General features: G+C 64.3%; 19 protein-coding genes. 11 read left to right on the top strand and 8 right to left on the bottom strand.

Annotated features, from left to right (window positions below; all coding sequences use genetic code 11):
• Positions 1 to 13: 13 nt before the first annotated feature.
• A complete protein-coding gene (locus C5F44_RS00945) occupies positions 14 to 952 on the bottom strand; it encodes a LytTR family DNA-binding domain-containing protein (protein WP_107671618.1) in 939 nt (312 codons plus the stop codon).
• Between the two features lie 621 nt (positions 953 to 1573).
• Entirely contained in the window at positions 1574 to 4654 is a 3081-nt protein-coding gene (locus C5F44_RS00940; protein WP_107671617.1) for a Hint domain-containing protein, read from the bottom strand.
• Between the two features lie 419 nt (positions 4655 to 5073).
• On the opposite strand from C5F44_RS00940, the gene C5F44_RS00935 reads away from it, so the two are divergent.
• The 11 genes from C5F44_RS00935 to C5F44_RS00885 all read left to right on the top strand — a co-directional run bounded on the left by C5F44_RS00935 (position 5074) and on the right by C5F44_RS00885 (position 16553).
• A complete protein-coding gene (locus C5F44_RS00935) occupies positions 5074 to 5778 on the top strand; it encodes a GntR family transcriptional regulator (RefSeq protein WP_107671828.1) in 705 nt (234 codons plus the stop codon).
• Positions 5779 to 5889: 111 nt separating this feature from the next.
• Entirely contained in the window at positions 5890 to 6852 is a 963-nt protein-coding gene (locus C5F44_RS00930; RefSeq protein WP_107671616.1) for a dihydrodipicolinate synthase family protein, read from the top strand.
• Positions 6853 to 6975: 123 nt separating this feature from the next.
• The gene (locus C5F44_RS00925; protein WP_107671615.1) at positions 6976 to 8484 is read left to right on the top strand and encodes an aldehyde dehydrogenase (NADP(+)); all 1509 of its coding nucleotides are present in this window, start codon (positions 6976 to 6978) and stop codon (positions 8482 to 8484) included.
• Between the two features lie 162 nt (positions 8485 to 8646).
• Positions 8647 to 9456: a transporter substrate-binding domain-containing protein gene (locus C5F44_RS00920; protein WP_107671614.1), complete on the top strand. Its 810-nt coding sequence runs from the start codon at positions 8647 to 8649 to the stop codon at positions 9454 to 9456.
• A 69-nt stretch (positions 9457 to 9525) separates the two neighbouring features.
• Positions 9526 to 10191: an amino acid ABC transporter permease gene (locus C5F44_RS00915; protein WP_107671613.1), complete on the top strand. Its 666-nt coding sequence runs from the start codon at positions 9526 to 9528 to the stop codon at positions 10189 to 10191.
• A 12-nt stretch (positions 10192 to 10203) separates the two neighbouring features.
• Positions 10204 to 10857, top strand: a complete 654-nt coding sequence (locus tag C5F44_RS00910) for an amino acid ABC transporter permease (protein ID WP_107671612.1) — start codon at positions 10204 to 10206, stop codon at positions 10855 to 10857.
• A complete protein-coding gene (locus C5F44_RS00905; RefSeq protein WP_107671611.1) occupies positions 10850 to 11572 on the top strand; it encodes an amino acid ABC transporter ATP-binding protein in 723 nt (240 codons plus the stop codon). Before C5F44_RS00910 ends, C5F44_RS00905 begins: the two co-directional genes overlap by 8 nt.
• A 6-nt stretch (positions 11573 to 11578) precedes the next feature.
• Complete coding sequence (locus tag C5F44_RS00900) at positions 11579 to 12832, top strand: NAD(P)/FAD-dependent oxidoreductase (protein ID WP_107671827.1); 1254 nt, start codon at positions 11579 to 11581, stop codon at positions 12830 to 12832.
• A gap of 7 nt (positions 12833 to 12839) precedes the next feature.
• Entirely contained in the window at positions 12840 to 13841 is a 1002-nt protein-coding gene (locus C5F44_RS00895) for a 4-hydroxyproline epimerase (RefSeq protein WP_107671610.1), read from the top strand.
• Positions 13838 to 15514 (top strand): cis-3-hydroxy-L-proline dehydratase, encoded by a 1677-nt coding sequence (gene lhpI, locus C5F44_RS00890; RefSeq protein WP_107671609.1) that lies wholly within the window; start codon positions 13838 to 13840, stop codon positions 15512 to 15514. Before C5F44_RS00895 ends, lhpI begins: the two co-directional genes overlap by 4 nt.
• A gap of 10 nt (positions 15515 to 15524) precedes the next feature.
• Positions 15525 to 16553 carry a trans-3-hydroxy-L-proline dehydratase gene (locus C5F44_RS00885; RefSeq protein WP_107671608.1) on the top strand — a complete coding sequence of 343 codons (1029 nt, stop codon included), beginning with the start codon at positions 15525 to 15527 and terminating at the stop codon, positions 16551 to 16553.
• Between the two features lie 42 nt (positions 16554 to 16595).
• On the opposite strand, the gene C5F44_RS00880 is transcribed toward C5F44_RS00885, so the two are convergent.
• From C5F44_RS00880 to C5F44_RS00855, 6 genes are read right to left on the bottom strand one after another with little or no spacing between them, the layout of a single operon-like run.
• Positions 16596 to 18173 (bottom strand): D-aminopeptidase, encoded by a 1578-nt coding sequence (locus C5F44_RS00880; RefSeq protein ID WP_107671607.1) that lies wholly within the window; start codon positions 18171 to 18173, stop codon positions 16596 to 16598.
• 5 nt (positions 18174 to 18178) lie between these two features.
• Complete coding sequence (locus C5F44_RS00875; RefSeq protein WP_107671606.1) at positions 18179 to 18691, bottom strand: L,D-transpeptidase family protein; 513 nt, start codon at positions 18689 to 18691, stop codon at positions 18179 to 18181.
• A 12-nt stretch (positions 18692 to 18703) separates the two neighbouring features.
• A complete protein-coding gene (locus C5F44_RS00870) occupies positions 18704 to 19681 on the bottom strand; it encodes an ABC transporter ATP-binding protein (protein ID WP_107671605.1) in 978 nt (325 codons plus the stop codon).
• Positions 19678 to 20694, bottom strand: coding sequence for an ABC transporter ATP-binding protein (locus C5F44_RS00865; protein ID WP_107671604.1), 1017 nt, complete (start codon positions 20692 to 20694; stop codon positions 19678 to 19680). The genes C5F44_RS00870 and C5F44_RS00865 overlap by 4 nt, the downstream gene beginning before the upstream one ends.
• Before the next feature lie 3 nt (positions 20695 to 20697).
• Complete coding sequence (locus C5F44_RS00860; protein WP_107671603.1) at positions 20698 to 21588, bottom strand: ABC transporter permease; 891 nt, start codon at positions 21586 to 21588, stop codon at positions 20698 to 20700.
• Positions 21585 to 22517 (bottom strand): ABC transporter permease, encoded by a 933-nt coding sequence (locus C5F44_RS00855; RefSeq protein WP_219908650.1) that lies wholly within the window; start codon positions 22515 to 22517, stop codon positions 21585 to 21587. Before C5F44_RS00855 ends, C5F44_RS00860 begins: the two co-directional genes overlap by 4 nt.
• Between the last annotated feature and the right edge of the window lie 90 nt (positions 22518 to 22607).

The raw sequence follows: 22607 nt of genomic DNA, 5'->3' as shown, positions 1-22607 counted from the left end.
CCGGCGCCGCCCTTCAGCCCATGCCGTGCCGTTTCTGGGCCTCTACGAACTGGGATCGTCTGGCGCGGGCGACCGGCAGCGATGTCTTGTCATCCAGAACAACCGTCATGCTGTCCTTCTCGGCATCGACCTGCCGGATCGCACCCCAGGAAACCCAGTAGGATCTGTGGATCGCAAAGCCCATATCCTCGGACACCTGCGCCAGAAAGTCCCGCAGCCGGCCCCGCATGAAATGGGTCTGCTCATCGAAGGTGTAGATCGAGATGTAATGCTCTTCCGCCATGACCCATTTGATCTTGTCGATCTCGAACCGCTTGTCGGAAATGATGACGGTTGCAGTCGCAGCCGGGATCGGGGCCGCCGGGCGCGGGGCGGCAATCCTGGCCGGGGCTGCGGCCGGCGCGGGGGCCACTGTGGCGGTGGCAATCCCGACCGGAACGGCGATGGGTTCGTTGTCGTGCGGCCCGGGGCGGCGGGCAAGGTTGGCCATGACCTCGGGCAGGACAAGCGTCGAGAAGATGATCTCCAGCCCCGTGAACATCATGAAGTGGAACACCCAGACCAACAGGGTTTCCAGAACCGTCTTCGGAGTTTCCCCGAACAGGGGCAGGGCCCATTGCCCGGCAAAGGACGCCATCAGGGAACTGATCAGCAGCAACCAGATCGTCCGCAATTGTCGGAGACGAAAGCGGCGCCAGCACTTGGCGAAGAACATGAAGGCCGACACATAGCAGAAAAAGACCATCAGCCCGACAACGGCGATGATGGTGATCGCCTCCCACCGCTGCAGCTTCACCGGCTGATAGGGCTGGATCAGCGCAAACAGTCCGATGGTTGTCACGATAAACAGCTTGAACCGGGTTGATCCCACAAGTTCCCAGACAAAGGCGCTGCAAAGCGGGGCTGTTTCTCCGCTGGCAAAGGCGATGATTGGCTCGATCTGCGTCTTCATGCTTCACTCGTGACCAACGTCATATGCGAAACTGGGAGGGAAATAGCTGTACCGGCATTCTTCCGGTTCTCTGGCCTCATGTCGGGCACTCATCTCGAATATCTTGAAAGCTGTCTCCGGCTCCGAAGGCAAAGTTGCGTCACCGGGGTCTTCAGGCACGGATGATCGGTTCGCGAAGGACACTCCGCCTTGTGGCGGGCTGCCCGCACCTCACGGGAAAACGTGAACATCAACGAACCTCGTACTGCACCAACGCAGGCGGGCCGAAACATTTGCGGCACGCGATCTGTCGCGAGATTTAGCCAATCTTGTCAGGGCCTTCATGTCGTGTGTCGTGAACTACGCCCGCCGTGTCACGAACGGTGTGACGGTGGACACTCGGAACGGGTGGTATTCACTTTACCTGAACCACAGCGATGCAGCCCGACAGGGGCCACCCACACGTTCAAATCGCACACTCTGGCGGGGCTTCTGGCCAAGTCCGGGCCTTTATGGCCCGGCAAAACCTGCCCGTAATGGCATCGCCAATTTCAGCATTATGTCTTTCTCCGCGGATTTGATCAAGAAGAATGGCCGCACCCTTTTTTCGGATGCGGCCTTGGGGTTCTGGCGCTGTGCCGGTCAGTGGCTGAGCAGCGCGATCCCGTTCTGGGCGTGTCGGGCGGCCAGTTTCCGGGCGATGCGGCCGGGTTGAATCGGGCGGGCCGGTTGGGGCAGGGCGGTGGCGTCCAGCGTTTCAAGTTCCGGGAAGATCTCGAAAATCTCGCGCCGCGCCTCGGGGCCGACCGACTTCAGCGCCTCGGGGCCGGTGAACAGCGATTCCATCGGCGCGCCCGCGGCAAACACGATCTGATGCCGGTCGAATAGGATGTGGAAGTATTCCACCGCCGCCATCTCCTCGGCCACGTCGATGCCGTTGATCAGCAGCAGGTGCCGCGCGGGCACCAGCACCTCGCGCTCACCGAACATGCGTTCGGCAACCTTCGACGACACCAGCACCCGGTGCTGTGGCGAAACCACCACGTCCTGCAGCGGCAGGCCCCGGCCCAGGGCGCCGGCGCGGATGCGGATCGGGCGCAGCTTCGGATTGGCCTCCAGATCGCCGGCCGTGATCCGGCGCGACCCGACCCAGCGGATCGGCTGCAGCCCATGGTCCGCCGTTTCCACCAGATCGCCGCGGCGCAGATCTTCGATCGCCACCTCGCCCCGCGCGGTTTCGATCATGGTGCCGCGGGTAAAGCAGGGCACGCCGGTGTGTTCGGTGTCCATCGCCCCGCTGCCGACCAGCGTGAAAGTCACCGTTGGCCCACTCTGGAACGCGATGAAGTTCAGCGTGCCCGGCGTGCTGGTGGCCGCATCATGCTTCAACGCTTCCAGCGGGGTCGAGAAGTTCGTCCCGTAGGTGGAATTGTAAAGCGCCAGCGTGCCGTCGCTGTACCATTGCGTCAGATCGACAAAGTCGTTGTCACCCCACGAACCATCGCTGCCGTCCAGCGAACCGTTGGTGCCGTTGGTTTCCCCCGCACCGAAGTCCGCCAGGTGGATGCTGTCGCCCGCGCCGCCCGCGATGATGAAGCGATCATCCCCCGTGCCGCCCGTCAGCGTATCCGCCCCGCCGCCGCCGCCGAAATAGTCGCTGCCGCTCAGCGTGTCATTCCCGGCGCCACCATAGACCTGGTCGTTCCCGGCGTCGCCGTACATCTCGTCGTTGCCGTCATCGCCATGCAGCGTGTCGTTGCCGTCATAGCCGTAGATCACGTCGTCGTTTGCGCCGCCATACACCAGGTCGTCGCCACCGCCGCCGATAAGCAGGTCGTTGCCGTCTTCGCCATACAGCGTATCGTTGTCGCCGTTGGTGCTGACGCCATCACCCACCAGGTAATCGTCGCCCGTGCCGCCATAGATCAGGTCATTGCCAAGGCTGCCCTCGACATAGTCGTAGCCATCCCCGCCATAGACCGTGTCATCGCCATCGGCAAAGGTGTCGTTCAACTGGGCAAGAATGTAATCGTCGCCGGCCCCACCATACAGCAGGTCGGATCCGCCCCCGCCAACCAGAGTGTCATCGCCCTCTCCACCATCGAACGTGTCGTTTCCGGTGCCGGTGCCCGTCTCTCCCATGATTTGGTCGTTGCCGTCGCCGCCCTCGGCGTAATCACTGCCGTTTCCGCCAATGATCGAGTCATTGCCCGCGTCGCCGTACAGGCTGTCATTGCCGTCCTCGCCCCAGAGGGTGTCATTGTCGGCACCGCCATAGGCCAGGTCGTCACCGCCGGCGGCATAGACCACATCGTTCCCGGCTTCGCCATAGATCGTGTCGTTTTGTCCGACAGAGGGGTCGTATCCATCACCGGACAGAACGTCATTGCCTTCGCCGCCATAGAGAAGGTCTTCTCCGATGTTGGCCTGGATGTAGTCATTGCCATCCCCGCCATAGAGCGAGTCATTGCCATCGGGAATATCGTCCAGCCGTTGGCCAAAGATCTGGTCATCCCCTGCGTCACCGTAAAGCATGTCCGCCCCGGTCCGGCCAATCAGGACGTCAATTCCGTCTCCGCCGTAGAACGTATCGTTTCCGGTGTCGCCGTCGGTGTCGCCGGTAATGAAGTCGTTCCCGATGCCACCTTCGGCATAATCGCTGCCGTTGCCGCCAAAGATCATGTCATTGTCGGCGCCGCCGAACAGGCTGTCCTCGCCGTCGCGGCCCCGAAGCGTATCATTGCCCAGGCCGCCATCCAGAAGGTCATTCCCCACGCCGCCATCCAGGGAATCGTTGCCGTCCTGGCCCAGCAGCGTGTCGTCGGCCGTGCCGCCGAAAACCACGTCGTTCCCGATACCACCGTCCAGAAGGTCGCCGAAGGCAGATGTGGTGCCAAAGTAGCCCGAATGCAGGGTGTCGTTTCCGTCCCCACCATAAATCGAATCGCTCTCGGATGTGTTGGTATTGCTCTCGCCGCCACCGTTGGTTGCCGAGTCACCGCTGATCACATCATCGCCGGCATCGCCATAGAGAAGCTGTTTTACGTTGTCGCCGAAGATGCGGTCATTGTCGTCGCCACCATAGACGGTATCTTGATTGTCCTGGGTGTAGATCGTGTCATTGCCGGCGCCGCCTTCCAGAAGGTCGTTCCCGGCGCCGCCATTCATGGAATCGTTGCCGTCCTGCCCCAGAAGGGTGTCATGGGCATTGCCGCCGATCAGGACATCGTTGCCGATGCCGCCGTCCAGAAGGTCACCGAAGGTGTAAATGGTGCTGCCAAGGAAGCCGGAATAAAGGGTGTCGTTTCCGGCCCCGCCAAAAAGTGAATCGCGTTCTGATGAATCGGTGTTGGTCTCGATGCCCCCGTTGATCGCCGAGTCACCGCTGATGACATCGTTGCCGGCGTCGCCATACAGAATCTGGGTCTGGTTGTTGCCAAAGATGCGGTCATTGTCATTGCCACCATAGACCGTATCTTCACTGTTCCCGGTATAGATGGTGTCGTTTCCATCATTACCGGAGATGCTGTCATCCCCCGCACCGCCATCAATGGAATCGTTGTCGGCCCCACCTGAGATGCGGTCGTTTCCGGCCCCGCCATCAATGGTGTCATTGCCGGCCCAGCCAAACAGGCTGTCGTTGCCGCCAAGGCCTTCGATACTATCTCCGAAGGTGGTTCCGTCATAGGTGTCGTTGCCTGCGGTGCCGGGATAGGTGGCCATGACGTTCGCGCTCCTGAATTAAAACATGCTTGGCGCGGCAGGCAGTGAGCTGAACGTAGGAACACAACAATTCAGCCAGTCATGCCCAAAGCACCGGCGATCTTCCCCAAGGTTCATTTCGTTATGGTCGCGAAATATCTATTCTGGAGTCGTGAGCGGCCCCCGGATGTCGCGAAATGCCAGATTTGCAAGGACTTAGCCGTTTGCGTGACGTGAACGGCGGCTGCGTCGGTTGCGAAACCTGCCGCGTCGGATGCGCCGGACGCACGTTCTGCGCCGCCGCAAGGGCACCAGGCTGCCGCCGCCCGCGCCTCTCATGGCCTGACAAGCCGCCCTGAAATTCAGAACGTTGATCTGTACCGGGCCGCGATGTATTTTTCTGGTCGACACAAAGTTTTCAGACCTGAAGGGTGGCCGGCATGACTGATACGGGTGAGGGCGCCTATCCCGAGCGCAAGCGCGGCTCTGGTGTGAAGGTCGTCTACGAAATGCTTCGCGACGAAATCCTTGACCTTAAACTTCCGCCAGGCAGCCCGATTGATGAGGTTCACCTTGCCGAACGTTTCGGCATGTCGCGCACCCCCATCCGCGAGGCGCTGGTCAGGCTGGCGGGCGAAGGGCTGGTGGAAACCCTGCCGAACCGTTCGGCCATGGTGTCGAACATTGATGTCCTGAACCTGCACACCTTCTATGATGCGATCACGCTGATGTATCGTGTCACCACACGGCTGGCGGCGCAGTATCACCGTCCGGCCGATCTCAGCCGGATTCGCGGGCTTCAGCAGATGTATGCCGCCGCCGCCGCCGCGCAGGATGCGCTGGCCATGGTGGCGGTCAACCGCGACCTGCACGCCGCCATCGCGGAAGCCGGGCGCAACCCGTATTTCACCACCCTGACGCTGCGCCTTCTGGACGAAGGCCGCCGTATCCTGCGGCTGTATTACCAGTCTTTCGATGACCGCCTTCCGAAGCAGTATGTCGATGAACATGAGGCGATGATCGCCGCCATCGCCGCGCGCGACATCGACCTGTGCGACCGCCTTGCCCGGGCGCACGCCGACCAGATCGTCCGCCAGATCCAGCAGCTTTTCGCCCGCGACGAACGGCAGGAGATCGCGCTCTAGTCCTGTCGATTTCTTGTCGACAAATAAAATGCAAAAGGTATTATTCGGTCAGGAATCGGCGGACCGGGTGCCGCCGAACCATGCCGAACATGGGTCACAAGGAGTTCCCAGATGGATACCGCGATTTTCACCGGAGTGATTCCCGCGCTGATGACGCCCTGCACGGCAGACCGCCGTCCCAACTTCGATGCGCTTGTCCGCAAGGCGAAAGAGCTGATGGCCGCCGGCATGTCGGCGGTGGTCTATTGCGGGTCCATGGGCGACTGGCCGCTGCTGACCGATGAACAGCGGATGGAAGGCGTCGAACGTCTGGTCAAGGCCGGCATCCCGGTCATCGTCGGCACCGGCGCGATCAACTCTGCCAGCGCGGTGGCCCATGCCGCCCATGCGCAGAAGGTGGGCGCCGCTGGGCTGATGCTGATCCCCCGGGTGCTGTCGCGCGGAGCATCGCCGGTTGCGCAGCGCCATCACTTCAAGGCGCTTCTCGCCGCCGCGCCCGACTTGCCGGCCGTCATCTACAACAGCCCCTACTACGGCTACGAAACCAAGGCCGACCTGTTCTTCGCCCTGCGCGCCGAACACCCCAACCTTGTGGGCTTCAAGGAATTTGGCGGCGCCAAGGCCATGACCTATGCCGCCGAACACATCACCAGCGCCGATGAAAGCGTGATCCTGATGGCCGGCGTCGATACCGGCGTCTATCACGGCTATGTCAAATGCGGGGCAACGGGCACCATCACCGGCATCGGCAACGTGCTGGCCAAGGAAGTCCTGCACTTCGTCGCGCTGGCCAAGGCCGCCGCCGCCGGCGATCTGGACGCCCGCCAGCGCGCCCGCGAACTGGGCGAGGCGCTGGAAGTGCTGTCGTCGTGGGACGAGGGCTGCGATCTGGTGCTGTACTACAAGTACATGATGGTGCTGGAAGGCGATGCCGATTACGCCCTGCACTTCAATGCCACGGACGAGCTGACGCCCAGCCAGCGCGGCTGGGCCGAAGCGCAGTTCACCCAGTTCAAGACCTGGTACGCAGAGTGGAGCAAACTTCCGGGCGCGGTGCAGACCTGCAAGGTCTGACCCCGCCGCAGGCCATGGCCTGCCGTGACATGCAGCGCAGGGGCGCACCCTGCGCTGTTCGGGCCCGTTGCCCAAGCCCCGTGAACCGAAGGGTCGCCAGACCCGCCGACAAGGAAGAAGCCGTTGACCTTTGTTCCCCATGGAAAGCACCTGATCGCCGGTGAATGGATCGCCGGGCCTGACACCTTCGCCTCCGACCCGGCGCATGGCCCCGCCCATACCTTTGCCGTGGGCACCCGGGCGCTTGTGGACCAGGCCGCCCAGGCCGCGGAAGTGGCGTTCTGGTCCTTCGGCTGGGCCGACCGTGCCCTGCGCGCCGCCTTCCTGCGCCGCATCGCCGATGAGATCGAGGCCCGGGCCGCGGCGATCACCCTGATCGGATGCCAGGAAACCGGCCTTCCCGAAGCGCGGCTGAACGGAGAGCGGGGCCGCACCACCGGCCAACTGCGCCTGTTCGCGGCGCATATCGAGGCGGGTGATTATCTTGACCGCCGCCATGACGCAGCCCTGCCCGACCGCCAGCCGCTGCCCCGCCCCGACATCCGCATGATCCAGCGCCCCATCGGCCCGGTCGCGGTGTTCGGCGCGTCGAACTTTCCGCTGGCCTTCTCGACCGCAGGTGGCGACACCGCCGCCGCGCTGGCCGCGGGCTGCCCCGTGGTGGTCAAGGGCCACTCGGCCCATCCCGGCACCGGCGAAATCGTGGCCGAGGCGATTCATGCCGCCATCCTTGCCTGCAACCTGCATCCGGGCGTGTTCAGCCTGATCCAGGGCGGCAACCGCAGCGTTGGCGAGGCGCTGGTCACGCATCCGCTGATCAAGGCGGTGGGTTTCACCGGCTCGCTTGCTGGCGGGCGGGCGCTGTTCGATCTGTGCGCCGCCCGGCCTGAACCGATTCCGTTCTTCGGCGAACTCGGGGCGGTCAATCCCATGTTCCTGCTGCCCGCCGCCATGGCGGCGCGGGGCGATGCCGTGGCGCAGGGCTGGTCGGCCAGCCTGACCATGGGCGCCGGTCAGTTCTGCACCAATCCCGGCATCGCCGTGGTGATGGAAGATCAGGCGGCAGCATTCGTCGCCGCCACCCTGGCCGCCCTGCGGCAGGTGGCGCCCCAGGTCATGCTGACCGAAGGCATCGCGCGGGCCTATGTGCAGGGGCGCGACCGGATTGCCGCCGCGCCGGGCGTGCAAAGCCTGCTGTCACAGGACTGCGGTCCCCGCCAGGCAACGCCGCAACTGTTTCAGGTGCGCGGCCAGGACTGGCTTGCCGATCACGCCCTTGCGGAAGAGGTGTTCGGTCCGCTTGGACTGATCGTGACCGCCCGCGACGCCGAGGAGATGCTGGCCATTGCCCGCAGCTTCCCCGGCCAGTTGACCGCGACCCTGCACCTGAACGACGAAGACGCCGATCTTGCCCGCCGCCTGTTGCCGGTGCTGGAACACAAGGCCGGCCGTGTGCTGGCCAACGGTTTTCCGACAGGGGTCGAAGTCTGCGATGCGATGGTGCATGGTGGTCCCTATCCGGCCAGCACCAACTTTGGCGCCACTTCTGTCGGCACATTGTCGATCCGCCGGTTCCTGCGGCCGGTCAGCTACCAGAACCTGCCCGAGGCGATCTTGCCGAAGGATCTGTGATACAGGCCCGCGTCAGACCGAACCCGATGCCCTGCCCCCGCAGGGCAGACGGCGGACGGCTGAATATAGCTTGTATACTAAGTGTATTTTGTAATTGATTTGTGCCCCGCCACGCCCGATAGTGACAATACCGGAATCATAACATCACCCATGGGAGGGAACATGAAAACGGCGTTTCTCACCGCTGGCCTGCTGGCCGCCACCGCTGTGGCCATGCCGGCAAAGGCCGACAAACTGGACGACATCATTGCTTCGGGCACGCTGCGCTGCGCCGTCGTGCTGGACTTCCCGCCCATGGGGTCGCGCGATGCCAGCAACACCCCCATCGGTTTCGATGTCGATTACTGCAACGATCTGGCGGCGGCGCTGGGCGTGAAGGCGGAAATCGTCGAAACCACCTTCCCCGAACGTATTCCCGCGCTCATGTCGGGGTCGGTCGATGTGGCTGTCGCCTCCACCTCCGACACGCTGGAACGGGCCAAGACCGTCGGCTTCTCGATCCCCTACTATGCCTTTGAAAATGCCGTCGTCGCCAATGACAAGGCCGGCATCACCAACTGGGAAGGCATGAAGGGCAAGGTCGTGGGCGCCACCGCCGGCACCTATGAGGCGATCTGGCTGGAAGGCAAGGTCAAGGAATGGGGCGAGGGCGAGTTCCGTCCCTACCAGACCCAGGCCGACGTGTTCCTGGCACTGTCGCAGGGCCAGCTTGATGCCACCGTCTCGACCGTCGAAGTGGCCGAGGCCAACGTGAAATCGGGCAACTTCCCGGGCATTACCATCGCCGACAAGGCCCCGATGGTGCCGGACTATGTGGCCCTGATCACGCTGCGCGAAGAATTCGGCCTGATCAACTACATGAACCTGTTCATCAACCAGCAGGTCCGCACCGGCCGCTATGCCGAACTCTACAAGAAATGGGTGGGCGAAGGCGAACCGGCTGACCTGACCATCAAGGGCGTCTATCGCTGATCTTCAGACAGGATGCGATGCGGGGGTAGCCCCCCGCATCGCCTTGGCGTTCACGGATCTGGGGTGGCCATGTTCAACTATCGTTTTCGCTGGAGCCAGGCCCTCGACTCGCTTCCGCAGATGCTTGAAGGCGCGCTTGTGACCATCGAGATCGCGGTGCTGTCGATGCTGATCGGCATCCTCATCGCCATGGCGCTGACCTTGTTCCGACAATCCGGCAACCGCCTGCTGGGTGCGGTGGCAACAACCTGGGTCGAAATCGCGCGCAACACGCCGGCCCTGTTCCAGATCTACATGGTTCACTTCGGCCTGGGCGGGTTTGGGGTCCATCTTTCGCCCTATCTCTCGCTGCTGATCGGTATCGCCTTCAACAACGCGGGCTATCTGGCCGAGAATTTCCGGGGCGCCCTCAAGGCCATACCCGAAACCCAGACCCGCGCCGCCCGCTCGCTTGGGATGAGCGGCTTTCAGGCCTTCCGCAACGTGATCATGCCGCAGATGCTGCGGATTTCCTTCCTGCCCATGACGAACCAGATGGTCTGGGCCATCCTGATGACATCGCTCGGGGCCGTGGTTGCCATGAACACCGATCTTTACGGTGTCACCAGCGAACTGAACGCCCGCACCTTCCGCACCTTCGAACTTTTCGCCATCGCCGCGGTGATCTTCTACCTGATCACCAAGACCATCACCCTTTCGGCCCGCCTGCTTGCGGCCCGGCTGTTCCGGTATTGAGGGGGGTCTGCGATGCTTGATACGGCCCTTAACGTCAACGATCTGATCTTCCTGGCAAAAGGCGCCGGGATGACACTGGTCGTCACCGCCATTTCCGTGTTCTTCGGCACGGTGATGGGCATCGCCTTCGGCGTGATCCGTTACCAGATCGGCCCGTGGTGGGCCGCCCCCATCACCTTCGCGCTGGATGTCTTCCGCTCCATCCCGCTGCTGATCCAGCTTGTGCTGGCCAATGCCTTCGTCACCACGGTTCTGGGCTGGCGCATCTCGGGCTTCTCGGTGGCCTGTGCGGTGCTGTCGTTCTACACCGCCGCCTATTGCGCCGAAATCGTGCGCGGCGCGATCGAGGCGGTGCCGCCCACCCTGCGCCGCGCCGCCCGGTCGCTGGGCATGACCTGGGCGCAGGACATGCGCAACATCGTGATGCCGCTGGCGACCCGCGTCGCTCTGCCGTCCTGGATCGGCCTTGCGCTGGGCGTGATGAAGGACTCGGCCCTCGTCTATGTCGTGCAGGTGGTGGAGCTGCTGAAATCCACCCAGATCCTGATCACCCGCCTTCAGGAACCGCTGTTCCTGCTGATGATCTGCGGTCTGTTCTACTTCGTCATCTCCTTCCCGATCGCCCGGCTGGGCGGTTACCTGGAAAAACGGTGGTCCAATGATTGAGATCGAGAATGTCCGCAAATCCTTCGGCCCGCTCGAGGTGCTGAAAGGCATCAACCTGACCGTCGCCAAAGGAGAGGTGCTGACCGTCATCGGCGGTTCGGGCTCGGGCAAGTCCACCCTGCTCACCTGCATCAACGGGCTGGAACCCATCGACAGCGGGCGCATCGTCGTTGACGGGGTCGAGGTTCACGCCAAGACCACCGACCTGAACCGGCTGCGCCAGAAGATCGGCATCGTGTTCCAGCAATGGAACGCCTTTCCGCACCTGACCGTGCTGGAAAATGTGATGCTGGCGCAGGTCAAGGTGCTGAAACGCCCGAAATCCGAAGCCGAAGCGGAAGCCGTGCGCCAGTTGAAGCACGTCGGTCTGGGCGACAAGCTGGCCGTCTATCCCTCGCGCCTGTCGGGCGGGCAGCAGCAGCGGATGGCCATCGCCCGCGCGCTGGCCATGTCGCCCGACTACATGCTGTTCGACGAGGTGACTTCCGCGCTGGACCCGCAACTGGTGGGCGAAGTGCTGGATACGCTGCGGATGCTGGCCTCGGAAGGCATGACGATGATCTGCGTCACCCACGAAATGAAATTCGCGCGCGAAGTGTCCGACCGCGTGGCCTTCTTCCACAAGGGGGTGATGGCGGAAATCGCGCCGCCCGAACAACTGTTCGGCGCGCCGAAAGACCCGGAACTGCAAAAGTTCCTGGCCGCCACGCACTGAACCATGATGCAAACCGAATCCGATGCCACCGATGCCCTTGTGATCGGGGCCGGCGTGGTGGGCCTCTCCATCGCGCTGGCCTTGCAGGACCGTGGCCTGACCGTCACTGTAGTTGACAGGGAAGGCCCCGCCGCCGGGGCATCGGCCGGCAACGCGGGGGCCTTCGCCTTCACCGACATCCTGCCACTGGCTTCGCCGGGCATGTTGCGCAAGGCGCCCCGCTGGCTGCTGGATGCAACCGGCCCGCTGACCATTCCGCCGGCCTATGCGCCGGCCATCGCGCCCTGGCTGTTCCGGTTCTGGCGGGCTTGCCGGCCCGCGCAGGTGGCGGCCTCCACGGTGGCGCAGACCGCGCTGATGGATCTGTCCAAGGCCGAGCTTGAACCCTTCCTGCAGGCAACCGGCACCCTGCCGATGCTGCGCAAGGACGGCAACCTTCAGGTCTATGAATCCGAGGCCGAGTTCGAGACCGCGCGCCCGGGCTGGCAGGTCCGCGCCGCGCATGGCATCGCCTTCCGGCACATGGGCGCCGAAGAAATGGCCGAGCTGCAACCCGGCCTGTCCCCCCGCTTTGTGCGCGGCACCTTCACGCCGGGCTGGTATTCCATCGCCGATCCGCGCCTTTACACCCTTGCGCTGGCCGAACGGTTCCGTGGCCGGGGCGGCCGCATCGTGCTGGCGCAGGTCGGGGCGCTGGCCCCGCAGGGCGACGGGGTGGAAATCGCGGTCGTGGGCGGGCCCGCGCTGCGGGCCGGCAAGGTGGTGCTGGCCGCCGGCGCCCATTCGCATCTGATCGCGCGCAGCCTTGGCGACCGGATTCCGCTGGAAACCGAACGCGGCTACAACACCACGCTTCCGCCCGATGCCTTTGACCTGCGCACGCAGATCACCTTTGGCGGCCACGGGTTTGTGGTCACCCGCCTGTCAACCGGCATCCGGGTTGGCGGCGCGGTCGAACTTGGCGGGCTGAAACGGCCGCCAAACTATCGCCGCGCCGAGGTGATGCTGAAAAAGGCGCAGGGCTTCCTTCCCGGTCTCAGGGCCACGGGGGGAACGCAATGGATGGGCTTCCGCCCCTCGCTGCCCGACAGCCTGCCCGCCATCGGGGCATCGCGGGCAACGCCGCGCGTCCTTTACGCCTTTGGTCACGGCCATCTTGGCCTGACCCAATCCGCCGGAACGGCGCGGATCGTGGCCGACCTGCTGACCGGCAGACCCGCCGCCCTTGATCTTGCCCCCTTCTCGCCCCAACGGTTCTGAGGCCCCCATGGCAACGCATACCTTCTCCTGCATTGATGGTCATACCTGCGGCAACCCCGTCCGGCTGGTGGCGGGCGGCGGTCCGCGGCTGGAAGGGGCGAACATGCTGGAGCGTCGCGCCCATTTCCTGCGCGACTATGACTGGATTCGCACCGGGCTGATGTTCGAACCGCGCGGCCATGACATGATGTCGGGCTCGATCCTTTATCCGCCGACCCGCCCCGATTGCGATGTCGCCGTGCTGTTCATCGAAACCTCGGGCTGCCTGCCGATGTGCGGGCACGGCACCATCGGAACCATCACGATGGGCATCGAGAACGGCCTGATCACGCCCCGCGCGCCCGGCCGCCTGGCCATCGAGGCGCCGGCGGGCCGGGTCGACATTGCCTATCGGCAAGAGGGGCGCTTTGTCGAAGAAGTGCGCCTGACCAACGTGCCCTCGTTCCTTTATGCCGAGGGCCTGACGGCCGAGGTCGAGGGTCTGGGTGAAATCGTGGTCGATGTGGCCTATGGCGGCAATTTCTATGCCATCGTCGAACCGCAAAAGAACTTCCGCGACATGGCCGATTTCACCGCGGGCGAACTGGTCGGCTTCTCGCCCCGGCTTCGGGCCGCGCTGAATGCCAAGTATGAATTCGTCCACCCCGAGCATCCGGCGATCAACGGCCTCAGCCATATTCAGTGGACGGGCCAGCCCACGGTTCAGGGCGCCCATGCCCGCAACGCGGTGTTCTATGGCGACAAGGCCATTGACCGCAGCCCCTGCGGAACCGGCACGTCGGCGCGCATGGCGCAGCTTGCCGCCAAGGGCAAGCTGAAGGTCGGTGATGAATTCTGGCATGAATCCATCATCGGCTCCATCTTCAAGGGCCGGGTGGAAGATGCCTCCCGCGTCGGGGATCGCCCGGCCATCATTCCGTCAATCGCAGGCTGGGCCCGGATGACAGGGTACAACACCATCTTCATTGATGACCGCGATCCCTTCGCGCATGGGTTCGTGGTCCGGTGACGGGGCAGGCGCAGATCATCCTGCCGGGGCTGGCCGAGGGGGCCATTCTGGCCTGTCGCGAACCGATCAGCTTCTGGGGCGGGGTTGACCCGGCAACCGGCCGGGTGATCGACGTGCATCACCCGCTGGCCGGCCAAAGCCTGGTCGGGCGTATTCTGGTCATTCCGGGAACGCGGGGGTCTTGCACCGGGTCGGGCGTTCTTCTCGACATGGTGCTGAACGGCCGCGCCCCGGCCGCGCTGGTCTTTGCCGAACCCGAAGATGTGGTGACCCTGGGCGCGATGGTTGCCGCCGGCATGTTCGGCAAGACCCTGCCCGTGCTGCGTCTGACGCAGGACGCCTTTGATGCGCTTTCCGGCGCGCAGTCCGCCCGCATCGACGAAAGCGGAATCGTGGCAGACGGGCTGACCATCCCCGCGGTGTCCGCCACCGTGGACGGCCCCGCCCTGTCTGCCGAAGATCGCGCCATGCTGGACGGCTCGCAAGGCGAAGCGGTGGCGCAGGCCATGCGCATCCTGTGTGGCATGGCGGCCAATCAGGGCGCGGAACGGCTGATCCCCGTCAGCCAGGGCCATATTGACGGCTGCATCTACGCGAGCCCCGCCAACCTGACCTTCGCCGAGAAGATGGCCGACATGGGCGCCCGCGTGCGGATACCCACCACGATGAACGCCATCTCGGTCGATCATGCCAACTGGCGGCAACAGGGTGTGCCGCCGTCCTTTGGCGGCCCCGCGCAGCGGCTGGCCGATGCCTATGTCCGCATGGGGTGCCAGCCGACCTTCACCTGTTCGCCCTATCTGCTGGACACCGCACCCACCGAGGGCGAGGCCATCGCCTGGTCTGAATCGAACGCGGTGATCTATGCCAACAGCGTGCTGGGGGCCCGCACCGCCAAGCACCCCGACTTTCTGGATCTGTGCATCGCCCTGACCGGACGCGCGCCCCTGTCCGGGGTCTATCGCGATGCAGACCGTCAGGCGCGGCGGATCATCGAGGTCGAGTTGCCCGCCGGAGTGGATGATTCCTTCTGGCCGCTCGTCGGCTATCTGGCGGGCAAGATCGCGCCAGACCGGATTCCCGTCCTGAAAGGTCTGGCGCCTGCCGGGCCGGTGCCGGAAAACCTCAAGGCGCTGTGTGCAGCTTTTGGTACTACCTCCGCTGCACCCATGCTGCACGTTGACTGCATCACGCCCGAGGCCGGTCAGATTGCCCCGGACGCCGATCTGGTCCGGCTTGCCAGGTCCGATCTGGTGGCCGGCTGGCAGCTTCTGAACGACGGGCCCGAAGCGGTGGAACTGATCGCCATCGGAAGCCCACATGCCTCATTGGATGAATGCCGCGCGCTGGCCGATGCCCTGCAAGGGCGGCGCGTCCGGGTGTCCACCATCGTCACCGCAGGGCGTGCCGTCATTGCCCGGGCCCGCGCCGATGGCACGCTGGAACGGCTGCAGCAGGCCGGTGTGCAGGTGCTGCCCGACCTGTGCTGGTGCTCCATCTCCGAGCCGGTCTTCCCGCCGACCACGCGCACGGTGATGACGAATTCGGGCAAATACGCCCATTATGGGCCGGGCCTTTCCGGCCGCGCCGTGCGCTTCGGCAGCCTTGCCGCCTGTGCCGCCGCCGCCGTCACGGGCCACGCGCCGCGCAAACTGCCCGACTGGCTGATGTAAGGGGAACGCGATGCGGTCAAGCAAGACCATTCATGTGATCTCCGCCCATGCCGAGGGCGAGGTGGGCGATGTGATCGTCGGCGGCGTCACCCCGCCACCCGGCGCAACCCTTTGGGAACAATCGCGCTGGATTGCCCAGGACCAGACATTGCGGAACTTCGTCCTGAACGAACCGCGCGGGGGCGTCTTCCGTCATGTCAATCTGCTGGTGCCGCCCAAGCACCCCCAGGCCGACGCGGGTTTCATCATCATGGAGCCCGAAGACACCCCCCCGATGTCCGGCTCGAACTCGATCTGCGTGGCAACCGTCCTGCTGGACAGTGGCATCCTGCCGATGACGGAACCCGAGACGCAGATCACGCTTGAAGCGCCGGGCGGTCTGGTGCGCGTGCGTGCGGAATGTCGCAATGGCAAGGCCGAACGTATCTTCGTGCAGAACCTGCCCAGTTTCGCGGCCCGTCTGGATGCCCGGCTCGAGGTCGAGGGGCTTGGCACGCTGACCGTTGATACCGCGTATGGCGGCGACAGCTTCGTGTTTGTCGATGCCCGGGCGCTTGGCTTCGCCCTGACCCCGGATGAGGCGCATGACATCGCCCGGCTGGGAACCCGGATCACCCGCGCGGGCACCGAACAGCTTGGCTTCCACCACCCCGAAAACCCGGATTGGCGGCATTTCTCGTTCTGCCTGTTCGCCGGCCCTGTCAGCCGCGACGGCACCGAACTGCGCGCCCGGTCTGCCGTGGCCATCCGGCCCGGAAAGGTGGACCGCTCCCCCACAGGCACCGCACTTTCGGCGCGCATGGCCGTGTTGCACGCGCGCGGCGAAATGGCGGTGGGGGATCGTCTGACGGCGGTTTCGCTGATTGACTCCACCTTTGCCGGGCGCATCCTTGGAACAACGCGGGTTGGCGACCTGCCCGCCATCCTGCCCGAAATTTCCGGCAGGGGCTGGATTACCGGCATCCATCAGCATCTGCTTGATCCCTCGGACCCCTGGCCCGAAGGATACCGGCTGAGCGATACCTGGGGCGCGCGCTGACGCCGCGAACCTGATTGCCGGGGGAAACCCGCGCTGTGCCGGTCAGACCCCCGACGGTGCCCCGGTTCGGCGATAGCTGATCTTTCTGGCAAGCCAGCATCCGATCACCAGACCGCGGACGCAGCCTTCGCCGTCCCGCTCGATCAGCACTGTCCATTCCCCCGGGGGGGCGGCATCCATGGCGCGGCGGCTGGTGATGGTCCACAGATCGCGGGCAAGCGGATACATCCGCTCCATCGGGCCGGTTCCCAGCATCCCGGTGAAGGTGACGTAGGCGGCCCCGTCGCGGAAGCGGATCTCAAGCGAGGTTCCCAGTTCGTCCGACTGGTAGTGTCCCGCCAGCTCGGTTCCGTCTGCCCAGTCAAGCGACGTAACGGCCCGGGCCACAACCCGCAGGTTCTCGGCCTTGCGGTCCATCCGCAGAACGCCCTCGTTGCGGCACAGCTCAATGCCATAGCCCTGGGCCACATCGCCCGACAGCAGCGGCAGAACCGTGGGGGACGGGGCGTAGTGCAGGCGGACGCCGGCCGGATGATCGCCCGTCCTGACCAGAAGTTTCTGTTCTTCGTCGAGCCACAGCCCGTTCCACCCGCTGGCAGCCAGGGCGGGTTCCCCAACCCGGCACCCCAGGGTCGCCCCCATCAGGGACCAGGCGGCGCGCATGGCGCTGGCCTCGTGGTTGAAGATCACCACGACCGACAGGCGTTCGGTCGCAACATGCAGCCGGAACGAGCAGAACCCCCGCAGACCGCCGCCGTGGCTGGTGACCTCATATCCGGCCAGCACGTCGCGGCGCAGCCCGTAGCCATAGGCCGCCGGCGTGCCATCGGTGAAGCTGACCGGACCGGAGATGCGGTTATACAGGCTGTCGGGGTTATCCCGTGTGGCGTCGATATGGCATTCCCAGGCCAGCATATCGTCAAGCGAGGCCGAGATGCCGGCATCTCCGAACCAGTGCAAACCGCTTTTGGCCGGCAGGAAGCCAACTTCGTCATTGCCCTCATAGCCAACCACATCATCCAGCGGTTTGCGCGTGTCGGGGGCAAGCGCGGCGGTGGCCATGTTCGCGGGCCGGAAGATGCGTTCGCGCAGCAGATCGCCGAAGTCGCGCCCCGTGGCGCGGCGGATCAGGTCTGCCAGCAGGCGGAAGTTTCCGTTGCAATAGGCGTAATGCTGGCCCGGCGGGAAATGCCCGCCCTTGGCCTGCGCCAGAAGGGTCAGGCCATCCTCTTCCGTGAAAATGCCTTCCGGCTCTGCCCCGTGCAGGACTGTCAGCGCCCAGTAATCCCGCAGGCCAGACTGGTTATGGCACAGGTGCGCCACTGTCGGCAGCGGCGCGGCGTGGTTCGGTAGCAGATCGGGCAGCAGCGGGGCCAGAACCTCGGGGTCATCGAACAGGTCCAGAAGCAGCACGCAGGTCATGTGCTTCGAGATCGAACAGATCGGCAGCCGCGTCTGCGTGGTCATCGGCAGGTGCCGATACATGTCGGCAAAGCCCCAGGCGCGCCGGGCAATCACCTGTCCGTCCTTGACGACACCCGCCACCCCGGCCGGCCCGCGATGCTGGCCCGGAAGCAGGTTCAGCGCATGGTCCAGCGCGGCAAGATCCAGTTTGGTCATGGTCGTTACTGCGCCTTGAAGCACAGCAGGGTGTCGGGCGTTGCCTCCGACAGGAAGTCTTGCAGATCGGTCAGGGACAGGGCGGCGCAGCCGGCGGTCGGGGAATATTCGGCCCGGGCCACATGCAGAAAGATCGCGCTGCCGGCGCCTGCCACCACCGGATCATCATTCTGCCCCAGCACGACAACGATGTCATACAGGTGATCTTCGCGCCACATCTCTTCATGGCTGGCGGCAAAGGGCAGGCGGACAAGCCGGTTATACTCGGGGTGATCCGGCGCGTCGCACCAGCCATCCGCCGGGTCGATCGGGGTGCAGGGAAAGGCGGAGGTCGGCGGGCCAGCCAGCCGGTCGGCGCGGTAGAACACCCGGCGGATCGGCCAGCAGCCGATCGGGCTGATGCCATCGCCTTCGCCCCCCTTCACGGCAATGCCGCCCCGGCCCACGGCGGCGCGCCAGGTCTTGCTCCCATAGCTGGCCTGATAGCCATCGCCATGCGGTGTCACGATCAGATCCAAGACAGGCTCCCTTCAGGAATTCAGCGGAAAATGGCAGGCAACGGCGCGGCCCTGACCCATGTCTTGCAGATCCGGGTCATGGGTGCGGCAGATGTCCTTGGCAAAGGGGCAGCGCGTGTGGAACCGGCACCCCGGCGGCAGGTTCATCGGGCTGGGAATCTCGCCCGTCATCAGCGGCCGTTCGCGTGTGCGCTGGCGCGGATCGGCCCGGGGCACGGCCGAAATCAGCAGCATCGTATAGGGATGCAGCGGCCCGGCGAAAATGTCTTCGGTGCGGCCCACCTCGACCAGGCGGCCAAGGAACATCACTCCCACCCGATCGGCGAACTGGCGCACGACCGAAAGATCGTGGGTGATGAAGAAATAGGTCAGCTTCAGTTCATCCTGCAGGTCGCTCAGCAGGTTCAGCACCTGCGCCTGGATCGAGACATCCAGCGCCGACACGGATTCGTCGCAGACCACGAAATCCGGCTTGTTGGCCAGCGCGCGGGCGATCCCGATGCGCTGGCGCTGACCGCCGGAAAACTGGTGTGGGTAGTTGCGCAGGTAGGTGTGGCGCAGGCCCACCATGTCCAGCAGTTCGGCGCAGCGGTCACGGATCACCTCGGCCGAGCCATAGCCGTGGGTGCGCAGCGGTTCGGCCAGAATGTCCTCGATCCGCATCCGCGGATTGAGCGAGGCGTAGGGGTCTTGAAAGACGATCTGCAACTTCTTGCGCAGGGCGCGCATTCCGGCATCGTCCAGCGCGGTGATGTCCTGCCCGCGATACGAAATCTGGCCGCCCGACGGTTCCTGAAGACGCAGCATGATGCGGCCAAGGGTGGTCTTGCCGCAGCCGGATTCTCCGACCAGGGCAAAGGTTTCCCGTTCGCGGATGTCGAGTGTGACCCCATCGACGGCCCGCACCACCTTGCCCTGCCCCGCCAGCGTGCCGCCACCCACGCGGTAATGCTTGGTCAGATTTCGGGCTGAAATGACAATCTCGTTCACAAGGGCTCTCCCTGGCTGATCGCATCCTGCCGGGCGTGCAGCCAGCAGCGGGCGCGATGATCCTTCTCCAGATCGGTGACGGCGGGTTCCCGGGTCTGGCAGATGGCCATGGCATCGGTGCAGCGGGGGCGGAAGCGGCAGCCTGACGGCAGCCTTGCCAGATTGGGCACCATGCCCGGAATACTGGGCATACGCCGTGCAATCCGGCTTTCGGTCGATTTCGGGATCGAGGCCAGCAGGCCACGCGTATAGGGATGCGACGGGTTCTCGAACAGGTCAAAGACATTGGCCTGTTCGACGATCTGGCCCGCATACATCACGTTCACCTCGTCGCACATCTCGGCGATGATCCCCAGGTCATGGGTGATCATGATGATCGAGGTTCCCACGCGGTCGCGCAGTTCCTGCATCAGGCGCAGGATTTGCGCCTGCGTCGTCACGTCCAGCGCGGTGGTGGGTTCGTCCGCGATCAGCAGCTTCGGTTCGCAGATCAGCCCCATCGCGATCATCGCCCGCTGCCGCAGACCGCCCGAAAGCTGGTGCGGATAGGCGTCAAGCCGGGCCTTCGGTTCGGGGATGCCGACCAGTTCGAACATTTCAAGCACACGGTCGCGGATGGCCCGCCGCCCAAGGCCCTGATGGATGCGCAGCGGTTCGCCCACCTGTTCCCACACCTTGCGGACGGGGTTCAGCGAGGTCATCGGTTCCTGGAACACCATGGCCATGTCGCGGCCACGGATCTGGCGCAGCCCGTCCGGGCTGATCGAGGCAAGCTCGATCCCGTCAAGATTGATGCTCTTGGCGCTGACCTGGCCCTGCGGTTTGGGCACCAGCCCCATCAACGAAAGCGCCGTCATGCTTTTGCCCGAGCCGGATTCCCCGACCAGACCGACGATCCGCCCGCGGCCGACATCGAAGGAAATGTCGTCCAGCACGCGCACATTGCCACGGCCGCCGCGAAATTCGGTGCGCAGTTCGCGCACGCTCAGCACATTGCCCGAAGGGTTTGCCATTGCTCAGTCCTTCATGGAAGGGTCAAGCGCATCACGCAGCCCGTCACCGATGAAATTGAAGGCAAGCACCGTCATCAGGATCGCCACCCCCGGCATGATTGCCACCAGAGGCGCCTGAAACAGGTATTCCTTGCCCTTTGCCACCAACAGGCCCCAGCTTGCCTCGGGCGGCTGCACACCGACGCCTAGGAAGCTCAGGCTGGATTCCCACATGATCGCCTCGGGGATCGACAGCGAGAACAGCACGATCAGCGTTGGCGTCACATTGGGGAAGATGTGGCTGAACATGATTCGCACGCGGGAGGTTCCATTTGCGCGGGCGGCCTCGATGAATTCTTTTTCCTTCAGCGCCAGCGTCTGCGACCGCACCACCCGCGCCACCCCGGCCCAGCCGACAAGGGCCAGCGCGATGAAGATGTTGAAGAGGTTTGCGCCCAGTGTGTACATCACCACCATCGCCAGCAAGAGCGAGGGGAAGGCGATCATCGTGTCGGCCAGCCGCATGATGACGAAATCGGTCTTGCCGCCCATATAGCCGCTGAGGATGCCCATGAAGGTGCCGATCAGCAGCGAAATCAGGCTGGGCACGGTTCCCACCACCAGCGAGATCCGGGCGCCATAAAGGATGCGTGTCAGCACGTCGCGTCCGAAATTGTCGGTTCCCAGCCAGTAGGTGGTGGACGCCGGCAGCAACTGTTCATCCAGCGCCACGCGATAGGGGTCATGCGGGCTGATGATCGGCGCGAAAATGGCCAGGAACACCAGCAGGCAGACGAAGACCAGCCCCACCATGGCCATGCGGTTCTTGCGGAAGCCGCGCATGGTATCGCGCAGGAAGCTGGCTTCCTCGATCACCTCGGGCAGGTCGTTGGTGACAGCGGCGGACTGGCTCATCGCGCGTCCTTTCTCATCTGGGAACGGATACGGGGGTCGAGGACCGAGTAAAGAATGTCAGCCACCAGATTTCCAAGGATCACAAGAACCGTGGCGAACAACACCGATCCTTGCAGAAGCGGCATGTCGCGGGCCTGGATTGCGTTGATCGAGATTCGGCCGACACCGGGGATGCCGAAGATCGCTTCGGTGATGACGGCGCCCGACAGCAGGCTGGCGACCTGAATCGCCATGATCGTGACCACCGGGATCAGGGCGTTCTTCAGCGCATGGCGCGAGATCACGCTGATTTCGCGCGCCCCCTTGGCGCGGGCGGTGCGAATGTAATCGTGGCGCATCACTTCCAGCAGGCTGGACCGTGTCAGCCGGGCGATGACGCCGGCCGAACTCCACCCCAGCACGATTGCCGGCAGGATGACGTATTCGAAACCGTAGAACCCGGCGACCGGTAGCCACTTCAACTGCACGGCGAAGATGTACTGCATCAGCAGCGCCGACCAGAAGATCGGCATCGACACGCCAAGAAGCGAAAAGCCCATGAAGAAGTGATCAACAAAGGAATCGCGCCGAACTGCCGACAGGATGCCGGCCGGAATACCGATCACCCAGGAGACCAGGGCCGCACACCCGGCCAGATACAGCGTGTTCGGAAAGGCGTTCATGATCAGCGTGGTCACGCTGCGGTTCAGCTTGATCGAGGTGCCCAGATCGCCCTGAAGTGCCGCGAACAGGAACCGGAAGTAGCGGGTGATCAGCGGATCATCGAGGTGCATCTGGGCGCGGACGCGCTCAATCACATCAGGGCTGGCGTGTTCCTTCATCAGCAGGGCGATCGGGTCGCCGGGAACCACGTTCAGCATGACGAAAAGAATGGCCGTGATCCCGATCAAGACCGGGATCGAGACCAGAATCCGTCTTACCGTGAACATCAACATGGGCAAAATGCTCTTGTGGCGGCGCCATAGGGCGGCGTGACTGGGGCGTGCGAATGGGGCGGCGGGACAAGCCCGCCGCCATCG

The sequence above is a fragment of the Fuscovulum blasticum DSM 2131 genome (assembly GCF_003034965.1).
Taxonomy (GTDB): domain Bacteria; phylum Pseudomonadota; class Alphaproteobacteria; order Rhodobacterales; family Rhodobacteraceae; genus Pseudogemmobacter; species Pseudogemmobacter blasticus.
Note: the sequence above shows the minus strand (reverse complement) of the source record. Positions and strands in the feature narration are given on the sequence as shown.